This is a genomic window from Alteromonas sp. ABH4_453, assembly GCF_056160665.1.
The window spans coordinates 338,050-361,217 of record NZ_JBSWXP010000002.1 but is presented as its reverse complement, the minus strand read 5'-3'; the positions used below and the strand labels follow the sequence as shown (position 1 = coordinate 361,217).

At 45.0% G+C, this 23,168-nt stretch carries 12 protein-coding genes; 7 read left to right on the top strand and 5 right to left on the bottom strand.

From position 1 onward, the window contains the following. Positions 1–7: 7 nt before the first annotated feature. Positions 8–961, bottom strand: a complete 954-nt coding sequence (locus ACXAGV_RS04990; RefSeq protein WP_474872312.1) for an aldo/keto reductase — start codon at positions 959–961, stop codon at positions 8–10. Positions 962–1,277: 316 nt separating this feature from the next. After that, positions 1,278–2,027, bottom strand: a complete 750-nt coding sequence (locus tag ACXAGV_RS04985) for a GntR family transcriptional regulator (RefSeq protein ID WP_474872311.1) — start codon at positions 2,025–2,027, stop codon at positions 1,278–1,280. A gap of 98 nt (positions 2,028–2,125) precedes the next feature. On the opposite strand from ACXAGV_RS04985, the gene ACXAGV_RS04980 reads away from it, so the two are divergent. The 4 genes from ACXAGV_RS04980 (at position 2,126) to ACXAGV_RS04965 (ending at position 9,555) form a co-directional block, all read left to right on the top strand. Beyond that, on the top strand, positions 2,126–2,878 hold the full coding sequence (locus ACXAGV_RS04980; protein WP_474872310.1) for a TSUP family transporter: 753 nt from the start codon (positions 2,126–2,128) through the stop codon (positions 2,876–2,878). Between the two features lie 172 nt (positions 2,879–3,050). Continuing rightward, on the top strand, positions 3,051–5,117 hold the full coding sequence (locus ACXAGV_RS04975) for a glycoside hydrolase family 31 protein (RefSeq protein ID WP_474872309.1): 2,067 nt from the start codon (positions 3,051–3,053) through the stop codon (positions 5,115–5,117). Between the two features lie 16 nt (positions 5,118–5,133). Further along, positions 5,134–6,861, top strand: a complete 1,728-nt coding sequence (locus tag ACXAGV_RS04970; protein WP_474872308.1) for a solute:sodium symporter family transporter — start codon at positions 5,134–5,136, stop codon at positions 6,859–6,861. A gap of 285 nt (positions 6,862–7,146) precedes the next feature. Then, positions 7,147–9,555 (top strand): TonB-dependent receptor, encoded by a 2,409-nt coding sequence (locus ACXAGV_RS04965; RefSeq protein WP_474872307.1) that lies wholly within the window; start codon positions 7,147–7,149, stop codon positions 9,553–9,555. A gap of 127 nt (positions 9,556–9,682) precedes the next feature. Here the strand turns inward: ACXAGV_RS04965 and ACXAGV_RS04960 are convergent, their stop codons facing one another. Further along, complete coding sequence (locus ACXAGV_RS04960; RefSeq protein WP_474872306.1) at positions 9,683–10,624, bottom strand: cation diffusion facilitator family transporter; 942 nt, start codon at positions 10,622–10,624, stop codon at positions 9,683–9,685. A gap of 395 nt (positions 10,625–11,019) precedes the next feature. Here ACXAGV_RS04960 and ACXAGV_RS04955 point away from each other — a divergent pair, with 395 nt between their 5' ends. The 3 genes from ACXAGV_RS04955 to ACXAGV_RS04945 all read left to right on the top strand — a co-directional run bounded on the left by ACXAGV_RS04955 (position 11,020) and on the right by ACXAGV_RS04945 (position 18,745). Next, entirely contained in the window at positions 11,020–13,704 is a 2,685-nt protein-coding gene (locus ACXAGV_RS04955; RefSeq protein ID WP_474872305.1) for a family 16 glycosylhydrolase, read from the top strand. A 67-nt stretch (positions 13,705–13,771) separates the two neighbouring features. Beyond that, positions 13,772–16,723 carry a TonB-dependent receptor gene (locus ACXAGV_RS04950; RefSeq protein ID WP_474872304.1) on the top strand — a complete coding sequence of 984 codons (2,952 nt, stop codon included), beginning with the start codon at positions 13,772–13,774 and terminating at the stop codon, positions 16,721–16,723. Between the two features lie 138 nt (positions 16,724–16,861). Next, on the top strand, positions 16,862–18,745 hold the full coding sequence (locus ACXAGV_RS04945) for a GGDEF domain-containing protein (RefSeq protein WP_474872303.1): 1,884 nt from the start codon (positions 16,862–16,864) through the stop codon (positions 18,743–18,745). 138 nt (positions 18,746–18,883) lie between these two features. On the opposite strand, the gene nhaC is transcribed toward ACXAGV_RS04945, so the two are convergent. Beyond that, positions 18,884–20,371 (bottom strand): Na+/H+ antiporter NhaC, encoded by a 1,488-nt coding sequence (nhaC, locus tag ACXAGV_RS04940; protein ID WP_474872302.1) that lies wholly within the window; start codon positions 20,369–20,371, stop codon positions 18,884–18,886. 233 nt (positions 20,372–20,604) lie between these two features. After that, positions 20,605–23,157, bottom strand: coding sequence for a glycoside hydrolase family 3 protein (locus ACXAGV_RS04935; protein ID WP_474872301.1), 2,553 nt, complete (start codon positions 23,155–23,157; stop codon positions 20,605–20,607). Positions 23,158–23,168 lie beyond the last annotated feature (11 nt).

The window sequence follows — 23,168 nt, the reverse complement described above, 5'->3', positions numbered from 1 at the left end:
TTTACTCCTAGTCGTAAATGGGGTGGAAACGATTAAAGGCAGCTTCGCAGAAGTGACCCGGATCGTTAAATCGACGATTCATGTTTAATGCTGAAATAGCCTGCATTTCGCTGTCGCTTAGCGCGAAATCGAAAAGCGTCAAGTTCTCTTTCATACGTTCTACTTTTGACGTTTTCGGAATAATCGCGTTGCCGCGCTGAATGCCCCAACGCAATACAATTTGCGCTGGCGTTTTACCGTGGGCTTTTGCAGCGGCTTTCACTACGTCCTGCTGAAGTACTGATTCAGTTTGGTCAGCCATTTCAAGCTCTAGGTATGAAAGCGCACCTAAAGGTGAGAACGCGGTAACATTTAAACCGCAATCTTTTGCTAAACGAATTAAACGTTCTTGGGTAAGGTACGGGTGAGATTCAATTTGTAGCATTGCTGGCTTAATGCGTGCGTAGCTCATTAGGTCGTTAAGCAACCCTGTGTTGTAATTACAAACACCAATTTGTTTAACCTTGCCGCTATCCGCTAGCGCTTCCATGGCTTCCCATGTTTTGTGAAGCGGTACAGGAGCAAGCTCCATTTTAGGTTCAGCTGCATCGGGCTCATAAAACCATTCAGGCGGATATCGCGTTTCGATTGGTACGAACTTTTGCGCGATCGGGAAATGAATAAGGTATAAATCCAGGTAGTCTAGCTGTAAATCAGATAGCGTTTTTTCGAGCGCAAGTTCTACGTGCTCTGGGGCGTGAAACGTATTCCAAAGCTTCGAGGTTACCCACAACTCTTCTCTGGTACATAAACCTTCATCAATAGCGCGCTTTATGCCTTCGCCTACTTCTTTTTCGTTACCATAGTCTGCTGCGCAGTCTAGATGGCGATATCCAGCTTTAATTGCTTGGTATGTTGTTTCAGCACAAATGGCGGTATCTACTTTCCAAAAGCCAAAACCTACCTCAGGTATCTTATTCATTGCTTCATTCACCTTAGAATTTGTTGCATTAAGCTAATTAGTTTTACTTTAACACTATGCTCTTGTATAACTTCAGCTTCAAACTTTAGTCTTGTATAAGACATAAGTTATTACACAGGCACTCTTATGTCAACAAAGTGTTAACAAGCTAAATTAAAAGATCGAGTTTGGCTTCTAATGGTGGGATTGAATAACGCTTGTACCCTAATTTAGTGGCGGATATTTTAAGCGGACGTTTATCTATGTCCGCTTTTTAGAAAAGGGTCAGCAGTGTGGGCGATAGAAATGGCCTAGAGCCGACTAGAAATGAAGCATGTTAATCAAGTTCAACTTGATAGTGATAGTGGTCGGTTCTGCATTTACTCTCTCGATACTCTATTAACTTGCCGTCAATAGATTCTGTGACACGAGTGACCAAAAGTAGCGGTGTTCCTTTTTCAATACCCAAGCTTTTCGCATCACTTTTTGATGCAAGAACGGCTTTAATGCCGTCACGGGTTTTGAACACGGTTTGGTTATAATCAGTTTGATAAAAGTGATACAAGGTATGCGGAATATCTTCGCGCAGGTGAATTTCGGGAAACATTTTGAAGGGCAAAAATATGGTTTCTAGCATACAAAATTCGTTTTCGAGTATGCGTCTGCGTTTAAGCTTTATCGTTTTGTCTTTTGCCGTTAAAGCAAGTGCAGCTTGGACTGTTTCACTTGGTTCAACCAGCTCTTTACTGATGAGTTCTGCTTTAGGTAAATCAGCGCCCTTGCCGTCAGCTTGCAGGGGAAAGAAACGAAATAACGCATCTTGAGCGGTATGTTCAGAAACGAATGTACCCACCCCTTGTCTGCGGGTTACAATTTTTGTGTCAGTAAGCAGTGTTAATGCTTTGCGAACGGTTCCTTGGCTCACTTTGAACTCGTCTGCAAGTTTAAACTCACTAGGCAACATCTCACCAGGTTGCCATCGACGCTCCACAATAAGTTGCTTAATGTATTCAGCTACCTGTTGGTATAGAGGCTGAAAAGCGAGACTCGGACCGCTGAGTTTGTGATCGAACTGAGATGAAGACATGAACCCTAACCTAAACGCTTAATTATTGTTTTTATATCATACACAAGATTTATAGCGCATTTTTGACTTAAATCACATACATCGTAGGAATAACATACATGCTCTTGGAAACACTACTCCCCATGTTCGCCCTTTTAGGTCTTGCGACGCTCCTGCAAACATTAAGCGGGTTTGGCTTTGGGTTAATGGTAGTGTCTAGCTTTACCTTGTTTGGTATTTTACCCCTCACTGCGACCACATTTATGGTGAGCTTTTTGAGCCTTTTTAACTCCGTGAGCCTAGTGGCAAGAAATATCGAACAAATCAATAAACGTGCTTTTACCATTCTGCTTCTTAGCGGCATTCCGTTTATGGGCATAGGGTATGCGCTGTTAGAGTATTTATCTGTTGGCATGGCAACCTGGTTAAACCTATTGCTGGGCTTCGCTATTTTAAGCTGCTGCGGGCTTTTACTGGTTAAAAGAAAACGAGGGCAGCCGTCTGGTAGTGCCTTTGGTTTTACTGTCGCGGGCGGTCTTGGCGGAATGTTAGGCGGGCTTTTCTCTACGTTCGGTCCGCCTGTGGTATTTCAGTGTTACAGACAAGCCTGGCCAATCAATGAAATACGCTTTACTTTGTTGGCCGTATTTAGCGTAACCGCATTAATACGTCTTGCTATAGTACCTTTTGGTACACTCCCTTCAATAGACGTTATGATTTCTGCACTACTCGCAGTACCAGTAATTCTTATATTTACAAAAATCGGCCGCGTACTGGCAGCACGAGTTTCAGCATCTTCAGTGAGGTTATTAGCGTTAACTATGCTTGCGTTAAGTGGCGTTACGCTAATTGTGAAAAGCATAAGTTTTTAAGCCTTCTTCGCTCGTATTTCGATAACGGAGAAAAAGCTTATATCACTACAATAGCAAATCAGAGATGACCACATCCCGATCTAAATCTTTATAATTTCCTAATTGCAGATTGACACCCAAGTTACATTTCATTAACTTATGTCTTATATAAGACATCAAGGGTAATGTAGAAATGAGTAACGCTTTTTGTGTAACTGAACCAGATTGGAACGATATTGAAGCTGCCGACATCACTGAGCAGCCCTTTTTGTCTGACGATAAAACACTTATCGTCCCTACGCAATACGGTGAGTTGAGCTTAAGTATCAGCCAGTTTGGCTTACGCATTCAAAGTGACGTTAACGCCACTGACGACTTTGCTATGCTTACACAGTCGCCCGATAAGCAAACGTTAGTGTATTCAGGTGACAAGTCGCACAGTACACTTGTCGCTGGCAATTATCGTTTAGAAATTTTTGCTTCTCCTCTACATTTTAAGCTGTATAAAGATGATGTGTTGGTTCAACAAAGCGCGACCGACGGCCACTTCGTGCGCCAGCATCGTTTACCGCCCTTTGCTAAAACAGACAGCGGATGGTTAGTGAGCCTAGAGCTTGGTTATGATGAGGCGGTTTACGGTCTTGGCGAGAAATGGGGCAAGCTTGATAAGCGCGGTCAACTAATTCGTTCATACAATCACGACGCCCTTGGCGTAAACGCGGAGAAGTCGTACAAGAATACCCCGTACGCTTGGAGCCCTGAAGGCTGGAACCTTTTTGTACATACACCTGCACCTGTCACCCATGGCGTAGGATATGCACTTTGGTCACAGCGAGCGTATGTATGTTTAGTAGAAGATAGTCTACTCGACCTGTTTTTGTTCCACCAAGACTCACCGGCCCAAAGCATTAAAACCTACAGTGAATTAACCGGTTTTGCCCCTACGCCTCCGACCTGGAGTTTAGGCGTGATTCTTTCTAAAGCGTATTACAAAGATGCGGATGAGCTGCTCGCGGTTGCCCGTGAAGTACGCGAAAAGAATATGCCCTGTGATGTAATTACCCTTGACGGTCGTGCATGGCAAGACACGGATACTCGCTTTGCTTTTGAGTGGGACCCGAAGCGCTACGAAGATCCACAGCCGGTTATTGATGAGCTCAAAGCGTTAGGTTTTAAGATCTGTGTATGGGAATACCCCATGATCTCAGTGAAAAACCCTCTTTATAAAAAAGCTGCAGAAAAAGGCTGGCTGATAAAGGATAAGCGCACTGGCGAAGCGTACCGCTATGAATGGGATTTGAGCCCATTTGGGGAAGTGCTTACGCCACTGCCAGACTCAGGTATCTTAGACTTTACCAATCCAGAAGCTTATGAGTTTTGGAAAACCTCGCACAAACCTTTATTTGACCTTGGTGTAGACATGATCAAGGCCGACTTTGGTGAGCAACTAGAAGACGACAATATGCTGTCGTACAGTGGTGATTCAGGCAACCGCCTGCACAATGTTTACAGTATGCTTTATAACCGCTGTGTTTATGAGGCAGCTGCAGCTTACTGCAAAACTGGCCCATTCTTATTTAGCCGTTCTGCTTGGACGGGAAGCCAGCGCTATCCATCACAGTGGGGCGGCGACCCGCAAGCCGATTGGCACGGCCTAGCGGCAAGTATACGTGGCAGCTTATCGTGGGGTATGTCAGGCGGACCGTTTTTCGCTACCGATATAGGCGGGTTTTACAAAGATACCCGAGATGCAGAGCTCTATGTACGATGGGCGCAAGCATCAGTATTTAGCGCCCACATGCGATTGCATGGTATTGGCCCTCGTGAACCCTGGTCATACGGTGATGAAGCATCAGATGCCGTGTTTGACGCATTAAAGCTGCGCTACAGGCTTATACCTTATTTAAAAGAAACCGCAGAAAAAGCATCTCTTACGGGCCTGCCGGTTCAGCGAGCTATGGCGTTAGCCTTTCCTGACCAGCCGCTTTCTCACGCTTTTGAGCAACAGTTTATGTGTGGTGATGAATTGCTAGTTGTGCCTTGTGTCGTGCCTGGCGGCAAAATTAAATACTACTTACCTAAGGGCGAGTGGGTGCGCTTTGGTGCCGATGAAGTCGTGCAGGGTGAGCAATACAGGGAAGAAATACTTGCGCTAAATGAAGTGGCGGTGTTCATCCAAAAAGGCAGTCGCATAGTAATGGGACCAGACGTTCAGCATACCGATATGGATATGTCGAATATCTCGCACTGGCCAGCATAGCGCTTAGGAGTTGTTCATGGATATTACCCTTACTCTACTGTCATGTATGGCATTTATGGCAATCGTTGCCGCTATCTCTTACATGAAAACCAAAGGGGAAGTTAACACACAAGATGGTTACTTCCTCGCAGGAAGAGGGCTGACCGGCACCTTTATAGCCGGGTCCATGATCCTTACCAACCTCTCCGCTGAGCAGCTTATTGGCTTAAACGGCTCTGCCTTCGGCTATAACCTTAGCGCGATGGCGTGGGAAGTAACCGCAGGTATCTCTACCATAATTATGGCGCTTATTTTCTTGCCACGTTATTTAGCGGGTGCGTTCTCAACCCTACCTGAGTTTTTGCGAGACCGCTTCGACGACAGCGTGCGTAGAATGACGGTAGTACTGTTTATGGTGGGTTACTCGTTAGTAACTATTCCATCGGTACTTTATTCAGGCTCCATTGCAGTTTTGCGACTGTTCGATGTACCGGGTCTTTTTAACGTAAGCTATGAGGTGGGTCTGGTACTTACCATCGTCATAGTCGGTACGATTGGCGCTCTCTATGCCATTTTTGGTGGCTTAAAGGCAGTAGCCGTATCAGATACCATTAACGGTGTAGGCCTTTTAATTGTTGGGTTGCTAGTCCCTATACTTGGTTTAATTGCTTTAGGCGACGGAAGCTTTAGTGACGGCCTTTCAACTATTGCGACAACAGAAACAGAAAAGCTCAATGCCATAGGCGGCGCTAACGATCCTGTCCCCTTCGGTACTATTTTTACAGGTATGATATTAGCTAACCTGTTTTATTGGGGTACAAACCAATACGTTATTCAAAGAACCCTAGGAGCCAAAAACCTGGTTGAAGGTCAAAAAGGCGTGCTGTTCTCAGGCTACTTTAAAGTGCTTGTGCCCTTTATGATGATGCTACCAGGCGTTATTGCTTATCATTTATACCAAGATGAAAACCTTCAAACTATCGACCTCGCCTACCCTCATTTGGTTGAAGACGTACTGCCACAGTATTTATCAGGTTTTTTCTTAGCTGTATTACTTGGTGCGGTGTTTAGCTCTTTCAATTCACTGCTTAACAGTGCTGCCACACTATTTTGCTTAGACGTTTATAAGCCCTTCAAAAAAGATAAAGTGAGTGACGAAAAGCTAATCCGCGTTGCGAAGATCACCAGTATTGTTATCGCTGTTTTGTCTTTTATCACTGCGCCACTGCTTATGTTTGCACCTGAAGGCTTATGGCAAATTATTCGCATATTCACTGGGTTCTACAACATCCCTGTCATCACCATTGTGCTTGTGGGCTTGTTTACTAAGAGAGTGCCAGCCTTAGCCGCTAAAGTAGCTATTATTTTCCACGTGATCGCTTACGGGCTGCTAAAGTTCGTATGGGAAGTGGATATCAATTTCATTCATATTTATGCCATTCTATTCGCTATAGAACTGACCATTATGTTAACCATAGGTAAGCTATATCCAATGGCTACACCATGGCACTTTACTCCCAAGGCTGAAGTCAATATGACGCCATGGCGCTATGCCATTCCCTGCGCCATCGTGCTTGTAGGCCTTATCGCAACGCTATACCTGATGTTCTCTCCTGTAGGTTTTGTGGGAGGTGTTAGCAGCACTTTTATTCCGGCACTTATTGGATTATGGGCAAGCTGTTTCGCTGCCATAGGCATTAGCCTGAAATGGTGGCGAGTAAAATACGAGCAAGGCCTAAAGCGCCTTGCTTCCCAGCTGGCTTAAACTAAACGCTTCTGTATAGAAAAAACACAAAAAAATTAACATAACGTTTGCAAAAGACTTAACAATTGTTTAACTTAATCACTCTTATATAAGACATCAGATGAAAGATATCTTTTATAAAGACTGGTAATGATAAATCACATAGTGCGCCATTTTAAATGATGCCCCTTGTGTAGCTAAAAAAATAAAAAACCAAATACCGTCTACGTACAACGGTTGATATATAAAAAAAGTGTTGGCCATTGTTAGTTAGAGCGAGATAAGCGAAATACCCTGGAGAACAACATGAACACAAAAAGATCGATCATTAGTAAGGCGGTAACCCTTGCTATGACATCTGGCTTGCTGCTTCACGCAAATGGCTATGCGCAAGATGCAGAGACTGAACAAACCGAAGCTGCAAAAGACGATAAGTCATTCGAGCAGATTGTCGTAACCTCACAGAAACGTGTGCAAAGTATTAGCGATGTTCCTGTAGCAGTATCCGTATTACGCGGTGACCAGATAGAATCGGCTTTCGCAAACAATGTTGAAAATCTTCAAGCGCTTGTTCCATCAGTAAGTTTCCGCAAAGGTACAACAACCCGTAACTCTGCACTAACCGTTCGTGGTATTGGCACAATTTCATTTAGTATCGCCGCCGAGCCAAGTGTGGCGACAGTGGTAGATGGTGTGGTACTAGGCCGTTCAGGGCAAGCTTTCGCTGACCTCTATGACGTTGACCGTATTGAAGTATTGCGTGGCCCGCAAGGTACGCTTTTTGGTAAAAATGCGTCAGCCGGCGTAGTCAACATTACCACTAAAGACCCTTCGCAGGAACTAACCGGTAGCCTTTCTACCGAATTCTACCAAGATAACGAGTATCGTTTAAAAGGCACGGTGAGCGGTGGTTTAACAGACGACCTTTCAGCTAGCCTGACCGTGTTCCAAGGTAAATTCGACGGCTACATCGATAATGTTTATAACAACGAAACGGTAAACGGCTATGATCGCGAAGGTGCGCGTGCGGTAGTCCTCTACGAACCAACCAACGACTTAAAAGTTAAATTTATCAGCGAATTTTACAGTGCTGATGACGACTGCTGTGCCGACCTAGAGGGCGTATCAAGTGGTCGTAATCCAGATTCACAGGCTGCGCCTAGCAGCGCGACCATTGCTGACGGCATTGATTTAGAACAGCGTCAAATCGATCACGATTTTGAGTCTCGTACCATCGACGACCATTCAGCCTTCTCTGTGCAAGTAGATAAAACTGTTGGTGATTATACTTTCACCTCAATTACTGCGCAGCGTTCGTGGGAAAATACTGAATTCCGCGAAGGTGACTTCACCTCAATTGCTGGCGACAGCGACCAGCCTGTTTTCGGCGTACCTTTCCAACTACACGATGTGGGTGAACAGGAATGGAGTCAGTTTTCTCAAGAATTCCGTGTTGCTTCAAACCTAGCAGGCCCGTTTAACTTCCTAGCGGGTATGTTCTATTGGAACATGGATTCTGAGCGTAACTTTACACGTGATGCTAGCTGCCAAAACAATAATGGTCAGCTTGATCAGGCACTCTCTTTTTATGCAGAAAACAATTTATCAGGAGACGACCTAACCAACGCGCTATCAGACTTAGACGCTTATGCTGATTCATTAGGTGTGTCATGTAATGCAAACGATATCGTCTCTGCCACTGCATTTATGAGCACCGAATTTAATAACTGGGCGGTCTATGGCGATGGTACTTACGATTTAAGCGATGATATGCGCCTTATCTTCGGCCTTCGCTATACCGATGATGAAGTGTCGTATAAGCATCGTCGTATTAGCAACGATGAATATGGACGTCGTGGTGTTGGTGTGCGCCCTGCTACCGAAAATACAGATGCCGAAGGCGTGGTAGATGAAACCAATCTATCCGGCCGTGTTGGTCTTCAATACGACCTTGACCAAAATCAAATGGTTTATGCAACTTACTCACAAGGCTACAAAGGACCGGGTTTCAATGTTTACTATAACTTTAACCCAACGAACGACGGCCGACCTATTGGCGCTGAAGAATCTGACGCTTTCGAGGTAGGCTACAAGTACGCAAGTCGCGACCTATTGCTAAACGTTGCCTTGTTTAGCACCGACATTGAAGGCTTTCAAGCGAATAACTTCGACTGTTCGGACGGTGCGTGTATTACCCGTCTAACCAATGCCGGTGATGTGACAACACAGGGTATCGAGCTTGATATGATGTGGAATGCAACCGACAACCTTACGTTAATCGGTGGTGCTGCATATACGAAGGCAGAAATCGATGAGTTTAACTGTCCTGAAGAAGCGACATGTACTGACCGTTCAGGCCTTGATGTTCCTTTTTCACCAGACATGAAATACTCGCTAACCGCTGAATACTTCATGGAAACCGAGCACGGCTTCGATGTTTACTACAACGCGTCGTATATTTACACCGACGAACAGTACTCTGACTTACCAGGCAACACAGGTGAATTTAACCCTCACTCATTGTTACCTGACTACAGCATGCTAAATGCAAGCGTGAGTTTCTCATTCAAAGACGATGCATTCCGCGTATCTTTGATTGCTAAAAACTTACTTGATGAAAGCTATGCAACAACGTATAGCGGCGATAACTTCCGTTATCAAATCCCTCGCGATGCAGACCGTTATTACGGCGTAGCCTTCAAAGCACAATTCTAAACCTTCAAAGCGTGTGTGTTTAAAGGGGCGTATATACGTCCCTCTTTTTTGGTTGCGATAACTCAAACACTTAGCCAGTAAAGAACATAATTAACTAACGGCTCCCTATACCTGCATTTATTGTGTACTAATTTATCTCGTCGTGTTCATGCTGATGAGAATGGGCATGCAAATGATCATTCTCATCGCGGCATGGCTCCCCTGGTAATTCAAACTCTACGGTTGTATGTGCAAGTGCAAATGGCGCAAGACGTTCATGCACCAGTGTTTTTAATTGGCGTAATTTATCATTGTCGATAGCACAATTAATGACGACATGAGCGGTGAGTACATGTTGTTCACCATCTAAAGACCAAAAGTGCAAATGGTGAACTTCTTCAACATGCTCCATAGACAGCAACGCTTGGCTAATAGCCTTTCGCGTAGATTCATCAGGCACACCTTGTAAGAATAAGGACATAGTCTGCACAAGGTATCTCACTACGTTTATTAAAATAAAGAGGATAAAACCAATCGATAATATTGGGTCGAGAATTGGCCAATCTACAAAATGAAGAACAATGGCAACGACTAACACTGCCACCCAACCCAGCGCATCTTCAATTAAATGCCAGTTAAGCACTTTCTCATTCATTGAATGGCCACCATGAAGCTTATAGGCCGCGAAACCATTTACCAGAATACCCAATATCGCGAGCCCTATCATGCCTTCCGTTACAGGCATCTCTGGGCTGTATAGACGAGGAATTGCCTCGGACATTACCCAAATTGAACCAAGTACTAAAATGAGACCGTTAATCATGGCTCCCATTAAACTTAGCCTTTTAAAGCCATAGGTATACTTTTCGGTGGAGGCTTTGTGACCTAGTTTACTCAAGTACCAGGCTAATCCAATTGAGAGGGAATCGCCTAGGTCATGAACAGCGTCTGCCATTATAGCCACACTGTTAGTGAGCCAACCGCCGATAAACTCAATAATGGTAAAGGTAAAGTTCAGCCAAAATGCCCATCCGATACGAGTGGAGTCTTCCTTAGAAGAAGTAGTGTCGACATGATGATGATTATGCATGGGCTATACTCTTTTTGAGCTATAGAGAAAGCTTATCGTGAAGCACTATTTGTTGCGAGTGAAATGCTCAAAACACCTTATTAACAACAGTGCCTTTTTATTTGTAAATGACGAGTGAAACGTCAAATTAAACTTTTTCAAAGAAATATCAAAAACAATACAAATTATTGATATTAAAAATAATTTTTATGATTATTGACGATGTATACCTATTCTACTAAATGTTAATTTTTTGAGAACAGTATTGATCTTTACGTGTCAGTGGCTTAATGTAATGTAAGCGCTTTCAAACAGCCATTTTTATTTGACCCATTTTGTAAGCGCTTACACAAGCTTTTTACGTGGCATTTGCCACAACATAAAAACCCAATTTCTTTTGATCAGGGCTGAAAACAATGACGAAAAAAGCATCTCAACTCTCGCGGATAGCTGCCGCGATCTCAGTCACAACCCTATTTGGCTGTGGAGGTGGAGCAACAACCTCTACAGATATCGACGTTGTTGACGCAACGGTTCCCGTTACAGACTGGGAGCTTGTTTGGAGCGACGAGTTCGATGGGACCAGTATTAACGATGATAACTGGACCCATGAAGTAAACTGTGACGGTGGCGGTAACAATGAAGCCCAGTGTTACACAGACAGCGAAGACAATTCATTTGTGTCTGATGGTAGTCTGAAAATTGTCGCGCTTCCTGCCGAAGAAGGTGCCCCAAAACCGTATACGTCAGCCCGATTAATTACTCAGTACAAAGCCGATTTCAAATACGGCCGTTTTGAAATGCGCGCTAAGCTACCAGAAGGTCAAGGTAGCTGGCCTGCATTCTGGATGATGCCTACTGATTCAGTATATGGCGGCTGGCCGCGCTCTGGTGAAATCGACATTATGGAAGCGGTAAACCTGAAAGCAGCAGAGGCAGACGGTAACCCTGAAAACCATATTTACGGCACCCTTCACTATGGTCAAGAATGGCCGAACAATGATAGCTCTGGTCAAGCGTATTCTCTTCCTGATGGCACGAACCCAGCTGATGACTTCCATACCTACGCTATAGAGTGGCAGGAAGGTGAAATTCGCTGGTACATGGACGGCTATTTGTATGCCACCCAGCGTCGCTCTGAGGTGCGCTATAACGCAAATGGTGATGCAACAGGTCTTTCCCACCGCGGTTGGTATACTGAGTACTTTGACCAAATTACCGGTGAACTTGAAACCCAATGGAATAACGCCCCTTACGATCAAGAGTTTTTCATGATCCTTAACTTCGCTGTGGGCGGAAGCTGGCCTGAAGCAGTTAACGAAACGGGCATAGATGCAGATGCATTCGTAGACGGCCAAACGTTTGAAATTGACTACGTGCGCGTTTATGAATGTGCTTCAAATCCTGAAACCGGTAAAGGTTGTGAAACGGTTCGCCCTGGTTACGACAGTGTAGATGATGCTTTGGTTGAGGGCGCTGCCCCCATCCCTTCTCCACCTTCTACCGGCATTCCACAAGACTTAACTATTTTTGGTGGTACACCTAACCCTAACTGGGCAGCGTGGGATTGCTGTGGTGGCTCTACACCTCAACTTGTTGAAGATACTGAGCTAGGTCAAGTTTATGAATTTACCTTTGGCGCAGAACCTACGGTAGTTGGCTTTATCAGTCGCGATGCGTTTCTTACTGACCCAGAAGGTGAAGCCTCTCCATTTGATGCCTCTCCCCTTGAAGGCATTGGTAGCTTAAAATTTGATTTAAAACTTGTTTCTGCACCTAATAACGCTGAAGCAAACTGGAACCTGAAAGTTGAAAGTACTGAAGCAACCACAGACGCCTCATTTTCACTGATGAGCGGCTACGTTGGATCTTCAGATACTGCACCTGCTGCACCGCAAGTGGGCGTATGGGAAAGCTATCAATTTCCTATCAGTATGTTTGCTGAAGCAGAACTAGATACCAGCGCCATTGATACCATTATGATTTTCCCTGACTGGGGCGCAGGTGAAGGTGCCGTTTATCAAATTACTAATGTAGAAATTTCACAGGACGGTGCGGTTGCATATCCTGAACTTACTATCTTCGAAGATGGCCAAAACCCTGACTGGCCCATGTGGGACTGCTGTGGTGGCTCTACGCCAACTGAAGAAATGGATGATGAAGAGCACGGTTTAACTGCAGAATTCCGTATTGGCGCTGAACCTACAGTAATGGGCTTTATTACTCGTTCTGCCGCTGGTGGTGGTGATACCCCATTTGATGCAACTGCACTTACAGATGGTGGCCTTCTACAATTCGATATGAGAGTGGTAAGTGCACCTAACAATGCCGAAGCACAATGGCTATTCAAAGTAGAATCTAGCGATGGTTCAACTGCTGTAGAACTACCTCTTTCAGACAGTGTTGAAGGGCAAGTGCCTGTTGAAGGTGAATGGCAAACCTACACTTTCTCTATTTCTGATCTTCAGGCTCGCGGCTTAGACGTTAGCGCCATTGACGTAATCATGGTGTTCCCAGCTTGGGGTTCTGGCGAAGGTGCAGTATACCGCTTAGATAACGTAAAAATATACCACCCTGACAGTGGTCAAGAAGCGCCTTCAGCGTCTGGCATTACCTTGTTTGCAGACACTGCGGCAGACCAATGGCGTATTTGGGATTGCTGCGGTGGCTCAACACCTACAGAAGAAGTTGATGATGCAGAGCACGGTACAGTAGCTGAGTTCCGTATTGGCGCAACGCCAACTGTTATGGGCATCATTGCTGATGACGGTCACTCTTACGATGCGTCAGCACTACTAACTGATGGTGCTGTGCGATTTGAAATGAAAGTAAGCTCTATGCCTAACGATGCCTCTGCGCCTTGGTTATTCAAAATTGAATCTATCAACGTGTCATCAGCAGTGGAACTCCCTATTTCAGCGAGCCTTGAAGGTGTAGACCCGGTTGAGGGAGAATGGCAAACCTATACCTTCCCTCTTCAAACGCTGTACGACTTAGGTCTGGATATCAGTGCAATCAACGTCATCATGATGTTCCCTGCATGGGGCTCTGGTGAAGGCGCAGTATACCGCGTCGATAATGTTGAAATTGCAGCGCAATAGCAAAGCATGTGTTGCCTAAGCGGAGCTTGGGCAACATACGAAATTGATAAGAATTAGTAGGGCAATTATGAAAAACACATCTTTTAAAAAGACCCAACTTGCCACATCAATGGCTTTGTTGATGGGCTCTTCTCTTGTGCTACCCGCATATGCTCAAGAAGCGGAAGCAGAAGCTGCAACACCTGCAGAAGGTGAAGTAGAAGTTATTCAAGTTAGTGGTATTCGCGGCAGCATGATCCGTTCAATGGATTTAAAGCGCAGCTCAAGTGGTGTAGTAGACGCCATATCAGCTGAAGAGCTAGGTAAATTTCCTGATACAAACCTAGCGGAAGCACTGCAACGCATTACCGGTGTCACCATCAGCCGAAATAACGGTGAAGGTAGCCAAATTACTGTTCGTGGTTTCGGCCCAGAATTCAATCTGGTAACCCTAAATGGCCGCCAAATGCCGGGTACCGGTTTTACCCGTTCTTTCGACCTTGCCAACCTTTCATCTGAAGGCGTAAGCACGCTAGAGCTTCAAAAAACTGCCCGTGCAGAAAACCCGAGCGGCGGCTTAGGTGCTACGGTAAATATCATTACTATGAAGCCACTTGCCCAATCAGGGCAAAACGCGACCATTTCGGTAAAAGGTATTTACGATACGTCTAACGAAGCTGGTGACGATGTAACGCCAGAAATTGCGGGTGTTTACACAAATACTTTCGCCGATGACATGTTCGGCTTCGGAGTATCTTTTTCGCACCAAGAGCGTGATTTCCAGCAGCAGTCGGCAAATATTCAAGGTTGGGTACTTCAAGAGAATGATGCACTGCCTGAGCTAGATCCAGGCGACGTTGTTGATAACCGTACTAATATTACAAATGCGGCTTTCTTCCCGAAAGACATGAACTACAGCATTAATGACGTACAGCGCGAACGCTCAAATGGGCAGGTTACTTTCCAGTTTCGTCCTGTTGACGAGTTTACCGCGACCATCGACTACACCGCGTCTCGCGCAACCACCGGCACTAACAGTGTAGGTTGGGGTATTTGGAACAATTTTGGTGCTAACATCAATGCTTACGAGCTTGATGAAAATGGTACGGCTGTTTATGCAGACATCAGTGGCGATGACGGCTCGTTTACCGCAAGCCGCAACACTACCCGCGTTGATGCACGCTCACTGGGTGTAAACTTAGACTGGATGGTGAATGACGATTGGCACTTCCGTTTGGATTATCATGATTCTTACAACAAAACCGACAATGGTTATGACGAAGGATTGGGTAGCGCTGGGCAAATCATTCTTGGTTCAAACCAGTTAGAATCTAAAATTTATGACTACCGTGAAGGTGAAATCCCTCAGGTCTTCGTTAACTGGAATAACGGCACTAATGAAATTTTGCCGGGTGAAATTGACTCTAACTTCAGTCAGTTCATCTATTCACCAGGACGCTCTGACATTGAACAGCTGCAGTTAGACGGTACTTGGTATAACTCAGCGTGGGATATCCCGCTTGTCAAAATCGATTTCGGTGTAGCTCGCACAGAACAGTCTTTGACTGGCTTTACCGCATGGAGCGGACTACGCGGCGGACCTGGCTTTAGCCCATCGTTCACGGAAATTTTCCCAGACAGCATGTTCGTTCGCAACGACACCTCAGGCTTCCTAGACGCTTTTGATGGTGGTGGTGCGAGCATGAACCCAGGCTATTATTACACCTTTGACTTTGATGAAGCCATTGCGCGTCAGCTTCAATTCATCACTGCCGACGTTGTGGGCGAAAGCAACGCGTACTCTATCGACCCGTACTTCAGCGGCGCACCTTCAGTAAGCAACGTAGAAGAGACAACCGACTCAATTTACGTACAGACCGAGTGGGACTTTGACGTTAGCGATTACTACGTTCAAATTAACGCTGGTCTTCGCTACGAAGAAACGGAAGTACCTAGCACTGCTGAAGTTCGCGTACCTATTCAAGTAAACTGGGTTGCCGCTGGTGAGTGGATCACTGTTTTCCAAGACGGTGTTGAAGAGCAAGACTTCACAGGTAAGTACGATGTACTGCTTCCTATGTTCGACGTGAAAGTTGATGTTACTGACGACATTGTTGCCCGTTTCTCTTGGGGTAAATCAATTACTCGCGCACCTATCGGCTTTTTACAAGGCGGACGTTCATTTAGCGGAAGCCCTAAAATCGGTTCAAGAACAGTGTCTGAAGGCAGTACCGATCTTAAGCCTTACGAGTCGACTAACTTAGACTTATCTTTCGAATGGTACTACGACGAAGCAAGCTATGCGTCTGTAGGGCTATTCAGAAAGTCGGTTAAGAACTACATCGATACGCAAGGTGCACTTGAAACTTTCGACGGTCTGAACGACATCTATCTAGGACCAAGATGGCAAGAAGCGGTTTCAGCACTTCAAGCAGACGGAATCCAGGCTACTGACAGCAACATTTACGATTACTTCTTGTCGGCGGGTTACGCCAACGCTGAAGGCGTAGTAGAGCCTAATTCAGATGACCCGCTTATTGAATGGAACGTAGTGAAGCCTCGTAACCTTAACGAATCAAAAACCGTTGAAGGTATCGAGCTTGCTGTTCAGCATACGTTTGGTGAAACGGGCTTTGGTTTTGGCGCTAACGCAACGCTTGTTGACGGTGACGTAGAGTACGACCCGTACAACCTAGAACAGCAAAACCCGCTAGTAGGTATCAGTGATTCAGCTAACTTCCAAGTGTTTTACGAGAAGGAAGGTCTATCTGTTAAAGTTACTTACGCATGGCGTTCAGACTATGTTGTTGGCATTGGTCAAGCGCAAGGTTCATCTGATAACCCAGCTACCCAGTTCGACACATTTGGTCAAGTTGATGCCAGCATCAACTACGATGTAAATGAGCATCTAACGGTGTTCCTAGAAGGTGTAAACATCAACGACGAAACCGAGCGTGGTTACGGCCGCTTTGAAGAGCAATTCTTATTCGCTCGCCAGTATGGCCCTCGCTACACGCTAGGTGCTAGATACAGCTTCTAAGTTTAGTAAGCACTTACGATAAGGGCCTTTTTAAGGCCCTTTTTTAATTCTAACCCGCTAAAATCATCAAACATTTCTGCCATTTTTTGGTAACCTCACTTCATAAGCTCAGGTATGAGTAGTAGAAGAAGAAAACAAGTGAAGTATAAGAAGTATATTAGCGCGCTAGTGCTATTTTTGATGGGAATTAATTCTACTTTTGCGATTAGCGGTGATAAATATCTCCAAGCATATTCCCAAATTATAAGCAGCAAGCCCGAAAGTAAAGAAGCGTTGATGTCATTAGTTTCTGACTCTGAAAGCTTATCTACACCGTCACCTGTTGCATCCGTTTATATCGCTTTGCTGCACTCAATCATTGACCATCCAACTGGGTTTGAAAAATACTACCTTGCTCCGTCACATCATCTTAAAGAAGTAAAAAATACCAATCCCTCTTTGTACTACCGGCATAAAATTCTGTCAGCCTATAACTTGGCTATACAAGAAAAGTGGCGTTTAGCTCACGGCGAAATTGACAAAATCATCGCGTTTGCTCGTAACAAAGACAAAGAACTTTATTTTGATGCCCTTGCCACAAAATCCATCTTTCTTGCTCGTATGGGCTTAATAAGAGCATCGCTAAATGACAACGCGAAAATTATAGAAGAACTCCCCTCACTATCTGAAAAACAATTTTTTGGAGATGGTGCAATCGAAACCATGGAGCTTGAGATAGGACTCAGTATGTCTTATCTAGGCGAGGATAAAGGCGCGTTGGAGTTGTGTTCACGAGCAGAAGCATTCTTTCGCAATAGACCCAAGGCAAGTCCCCACAGGTATTACCAAATTGCACTTGATTGCCAACGAAGAAGTTTTGAAAATTCAGGTCGCATAGACGAAGCATTGAATACGCTTGAACGGCTCATCGATTACGCAACATCTATTGAAGATTGGGATACTTATGCCTATGGTCTTGTTTCAAAAATTGAGTATTTTTATACCTTAGAAAAAGTTAACGCGGCGCATACATTAATTAAAAAAACCGAGGATTTTATATCCACATTACCTGACTCGTACGATATTAATACCTATCAAATCTTTCGATTTAAAGCGCTAGTAGAACAACGCGAATTAGAAACAGCTAAAGCACTGATGGATAATATTATCGACAGCCTAAGCGCCGATTACAGCTCATCAGATTTGCACTGGGCGCAGTTTAAATCTATTCAGTCTTCTTTCTTCGAGCAGTCAGGAAACAAAGAAGCGGCAATATCAGCATTGCGCGACAGCAAAGACTTTTATCAGTCTCTTTATTACCAGACAGACGTTCGAGAGGAAGTGTTTAGCGACTACTATGAAAGCGCACTTGCTGAGCGAAAACTGCAACTTTTAGAGAAACAGCATGAATTAGCAGGCGTGGAACTCGCAAACAGCAACAGAACAAATTTAATTCTGAGTGTTGGGGCGCTGGTCTTAGTGGTGCTTTTAGCCCTCGTAACTTATCTATACATTGTTCAAAGAAGGCTGAAAAGAGAACAAGAAACACTTGCAACCGTAGATACACTGACAGGCGTTCGCAACAGAAGAAGTTTACTCGGTGTTATACAGTTAGAGCTCAACGAGGCAAAGGCGTATCAAAATGACTTGTCATTGGTGTTAATCGATTTGGATAACTTCAAGGCAATTAACGACAACTACGGCCATGAATGTGGGGACAATTTACTCAAAGCCTTTTGTGAACATGTTTCTAAGTCTATTAGAAAAACAGATACTTTTGGACGCTATGGTGGAGAGGAGTTCATTCTTTGCCTACCTAATACGTCAGCTTCCGAAGCTAAAAAAGTTGTAGATTCAATCCTTGATAGCTATAGGAAAGTGCGTATTTCTCCAGATATTGGTGCACAAACCTATTCTGCGGGCATTGCGCAGTATCAAAAAGGTATTGAAACGTCGAAACTCATCAAGCAGTGTGACGATGCACTTTATGTAGCTAAAAGATTCGGTAGAAATAGAGTTTGTATTTTTAGTCATGACGACTGACAAAAGCCTAAGAATTAAAAGCTAAACAAGCCGAACAAACCTCAGTGCCAGGGTTAATTAACCCTAACACTTTGGTAAGCGTCTCGCTTTAACTATGACTACTGGTGCTTTCCACGCTACTGTTTCTCTAGGCCATCGTTACTCGGTAACGGGTGTGCCGTCTTTGTTAAACTTCGCAATTGCAGCGCCGGACGCCTTCCATTGTTCACGCTCTTCACCTGTAGCTTTAGGCGAGAACCAGCCAACATAGGCGTAGAATATCCCTATCAAGGGCGCCGTCCAACAGGCAAAAGCAAGAGGGATATACAGCAAGTTTTCCAAGTTGTTGCCTGAAATACCAAGGCCTAGCGCCGATATCACAAACGCACCTCCGGCATTCCAAGGAATAAGCGGAGACATTAGCGTTCCTCCCTCTTCAATGCCACGTGACAGATTAAGGGTGGAGTAGCCCATGCCCCGATAAACAGGAGAATACATCCTTCCAGGTAAAGCCACCGATAGATATGGGTCGCCTGCCACTAAGTTAGTAGAAAAGGCAGTGCCAACTGCGGCAACCTGAGTACCAGCAAAAGTTTTAGCTTTGCTCTTTATCGCGTTAATGATGCTTCGTAAGCAGCCCGTTGTCTCTAACGCCCCACCGAAACCAAGGGCAATAAGCACCAATGAGATAGTCCACATCATAGACTGAACACCACCGCGATTGAGCAGACTATCTATTTCAATGATATTTGTATTAATGGAGTAGCCGTTATTTGCATAGTCGAATACGGCCTGCAGGCTTTGCCCCTGCATAAACATGGCAAATACACCTCCCACTACGGCACCAGCAAATAATGCAGGAAGTGGCGGAATTTTCTTTAGTGCCAGCCCCATTACAATAAGTGCAGGCAAAAGTGCCCAGCCAGATATGGTGAAATTGTCTTCAAGCGCTGTGGTGATACCCGCAATTTTGGCAAATGAAACGCTTTGGGCATCTATGACAAAGAAGCCTACACCCAGATAGATTAAAAATGCTATTACCATGGCGGGGATTGTTGTTGCCATCATATTTTTTATATGTGAAAACACATCTGTACCGGTTACTGCCGGAGCAAGGTTTGTGGTATCTGACAGCGGCGATACCTTGTCACCAAAGAAAGCCCCAGAAACCACCGCTCCCGCTGTCCAGTACATGGGTATATCGAAGCCCTCGCCAATACCCATTAATGCTAAACCAACGGTACCTACGCTGCCCCAACTTGTACCTAGCGAAACAGAAACGACTGCACAGATAACCATACCGGCAGCCAGAAAGATTTGGGGAGAAAGGGTCTTTAGCCCATAGTAAATAATCGTAGGTACAGTACCGCTAGCTATCCAAATACCTATGATCATTCCTACAACAATAAGAACACTTACCGACGGTAAGGCCACATGGATGACTTTAAAAATACCTGCCCGTACTTCTTCCCATGTCAGACCAAGATAAGTCCCTACAAAACTAGTCAATGCTATACCGATGGCAAGTGGTATATGAGGTTCGAATACGCCGAAATAGAAGATCTGCATACCCAATATCAAAAGGGTTAAAACAACTGGCGTCAAAGCAAGATAAAGATGGGGTGTAGGCGTTTTTTCCTTTGTCATATTACTACCCTGTAAATAAACATGTGAAGTGAACGAGGACTTAGCAAAATACCCTGCTTGAATCAGTTATCATCCAGCCACTGATTTGCAGTTTTAATAAACATAGCTACGGGGTAACGTGGGGAAAAGATCGGTGACGCAAATGAGTGGGGGGTTGAGCTGTTTACAAACAAAAACGTCGCCAAGACTTTGCCCCGGCGACGTTGCTTAAGGTCTAGTGATAGAGCTTTAACTTATTCTTGGCAGCTTATACTCGCTGATTCTGCTGCACTTGGTGTAAACTGAATATCTGCTACGCTCAAACTTGCCTTACCTGAGCTGCCTAGCTCAAACGGTACGACAAGGCCAGTGAAGTCAATGCCTTCGTCGACAAAGCACTGAAGATCAATGCTCACGTTCGTCCACGTATCAGCAGGCATTGCTTTTAGCTGCTCGCTAATATTAATCTGCGTTGAACAGCTGCCAGCAGCATCACCTTCGCCTTCACAGTTCATGCCTACGGTAACAGGCCCAGTAATATCTGAGTGACGACTAACGTTAAAGCTTAGCGCCCCGCTAGTGAGTAACTGTGCACTTAAGTCTTCGCGGAAAAAGCTTTTGCTCGCAAAGCGCATCGCCGCAAATTCAGAACCATCAAAGGTAACTTTCCGTGCATCTTCTTGCACTACTTTATCTACAGTACGGTAGGTCAGCGCGCCAACGGTGTGAGTGCTTGCGTTCACAGGTAGCGATTCATCACCTGAATACAGCCATAGTACCCACGGTGACTGCACGGCACCGTTTAGAATTTCCATTGCTTCGTTGTTATCAGTACTAATTTTTATTTCAGTATTTAACGTATCGCTTAATACATTGTCATCGCTGAAAGTAAGACCAAAACCATAAGGTAATAGCGGCTCGTAGCTCTCATCGCCTTTGTTAACTATCTGCTGAGGCTCAGACGGCCAAGAGAAAGATAGCTTACCTTTAAAGTCTTGCTCGCCAAACAGCACGTCGGCTACCGCATCACCTTCAGAGCCAGGCAACCAAGCGGCGACAAAAGCGTCAGACGCATTAAGCTCAGCATTCACCCACATTGGGCGGCCGCTGATAAATACAGATACCACTGGAATACCTTGTGACTTCAGTTTTTCAAGTAGCGCTAAATCTTTCTTACTGCCGTATTGGTAAATAAGCGTTTCTCTATCGCCGTGGCCTTCTGCGTAAGGCTCTTCACCAAATACCACTATGGCAACATCTGGCTTTGTTTCAAAATCGCCTTCAACAGAAAGCTGAACGTTGCCACCTGCACTTTCGACATGCTCTTTGATGCCGTCGTAGATAGAGCTACCGCCAGGGAAGTCGTCATTGGTATTGTTGGTGCCTTGCCACGTAATGCTCCAGCCACCAGACTGCTTACCAATATTGTCGGCACCATCGCCTGCTACTAATATGTTTTTATTTGCAGAAAGAGGCAGAGTTTTATCTTTGTTTTTCAAAAGCACAAGTGACTCACGTACCGCTTGCGCAGCTACTTCACGATGCTCTGCTTTACCTATAAGTGAACGGTCGCCAGATAACGGGCGATTTGCTGGGCTTGGCTTATTAAAAAGGCCCGCTCGTACTTTCACGCGAAGAATGCGGCGCACTGCATCATCGATGCGGGCCATAGATATAGTGCCATCTTTTACTTGAGCGAGGGTGTTGTCGTACAGTACCTTCCAATCGTTAGGTACCATGAAAATATCCAGACCCGCGTCGATAGCTTGCGCGCAGTCTTCGTTATTACAACCTTTTACCTGGCCATGGCCGTTCCAATCGCCCACTACGAAGCCGTCAAAACCCATTTGATCTTTAAGTACATCATTTAATAGATACTTATGACCGTGAAGTTTGTCGCCGTTCCAACTGTTGAACGATGCCATGACAGACTGCGCCCCAGCGGTCAACCCGCCAACATAACCTTGGGCATGTATGTCGAATAGCTCTTGTTCGCTAGCTACGTTATCACCTTGATCGTCCCCGCCTACGGTACCACCATCACCGACAAAGTGTTTTACCGTGCTGATTACACGCTGGTCGCTTAAAAAGTCTTTGTCAGCAGCACCTTGTAGACCTTTAACCACTGATGCAGCATACTCTCTTACAATCGCTGGGTCTTCAGAGTAGCTTTCATAGGTTCTACCCCAACGGTCGTCACGTACAACAGCAACCGTTGGCGCAAATACCCAATCAATGCCCGTCGCCATCACTTCTTTCGCTGTGATATGAGCAATTTTCTCTACTAGCTCAGGGTTATTTGCCGCACCTAAACCTATGTTATGAGGAAATAAAGTGGCGCCAATTACATTGTTGTGACCGTGAACCGCATCGGTACCCCACATCGTCGGGATTGTCGAACCATCTAGGCTGTCGTCAATGGAAGCTTGATATAGCTTTTCGGCAAGTTCCACCCAATCTTCAGGTGTTGCATGCTTGTCGTTATTCGGAAATGCGCCACCACCATTGAGGTAAGAGCCAAACCCATACTTGCGCATGTCTTCAACAGTGATATTGCGAATTTCTGGCTGTATCATCTGCGCAATTTTCTGTTCAAGCGTCATGGTAGATAAAATATCATCTACCTTTTTCTCTACCGCAGGGTCTGACTTTACTTCGATATCTAGCTTAGGCCATATCTCACTGGCTTTATTCGTTTTTTCTACGGCACTGTTAACTGAAGAAGCGTCTTCATCGGATGCACAAGCGCTAACTAAGACACTGACCAATGCACCTGCAACAACCTTCGCGATTAGACTTTTTCGCATTATTAATCCTC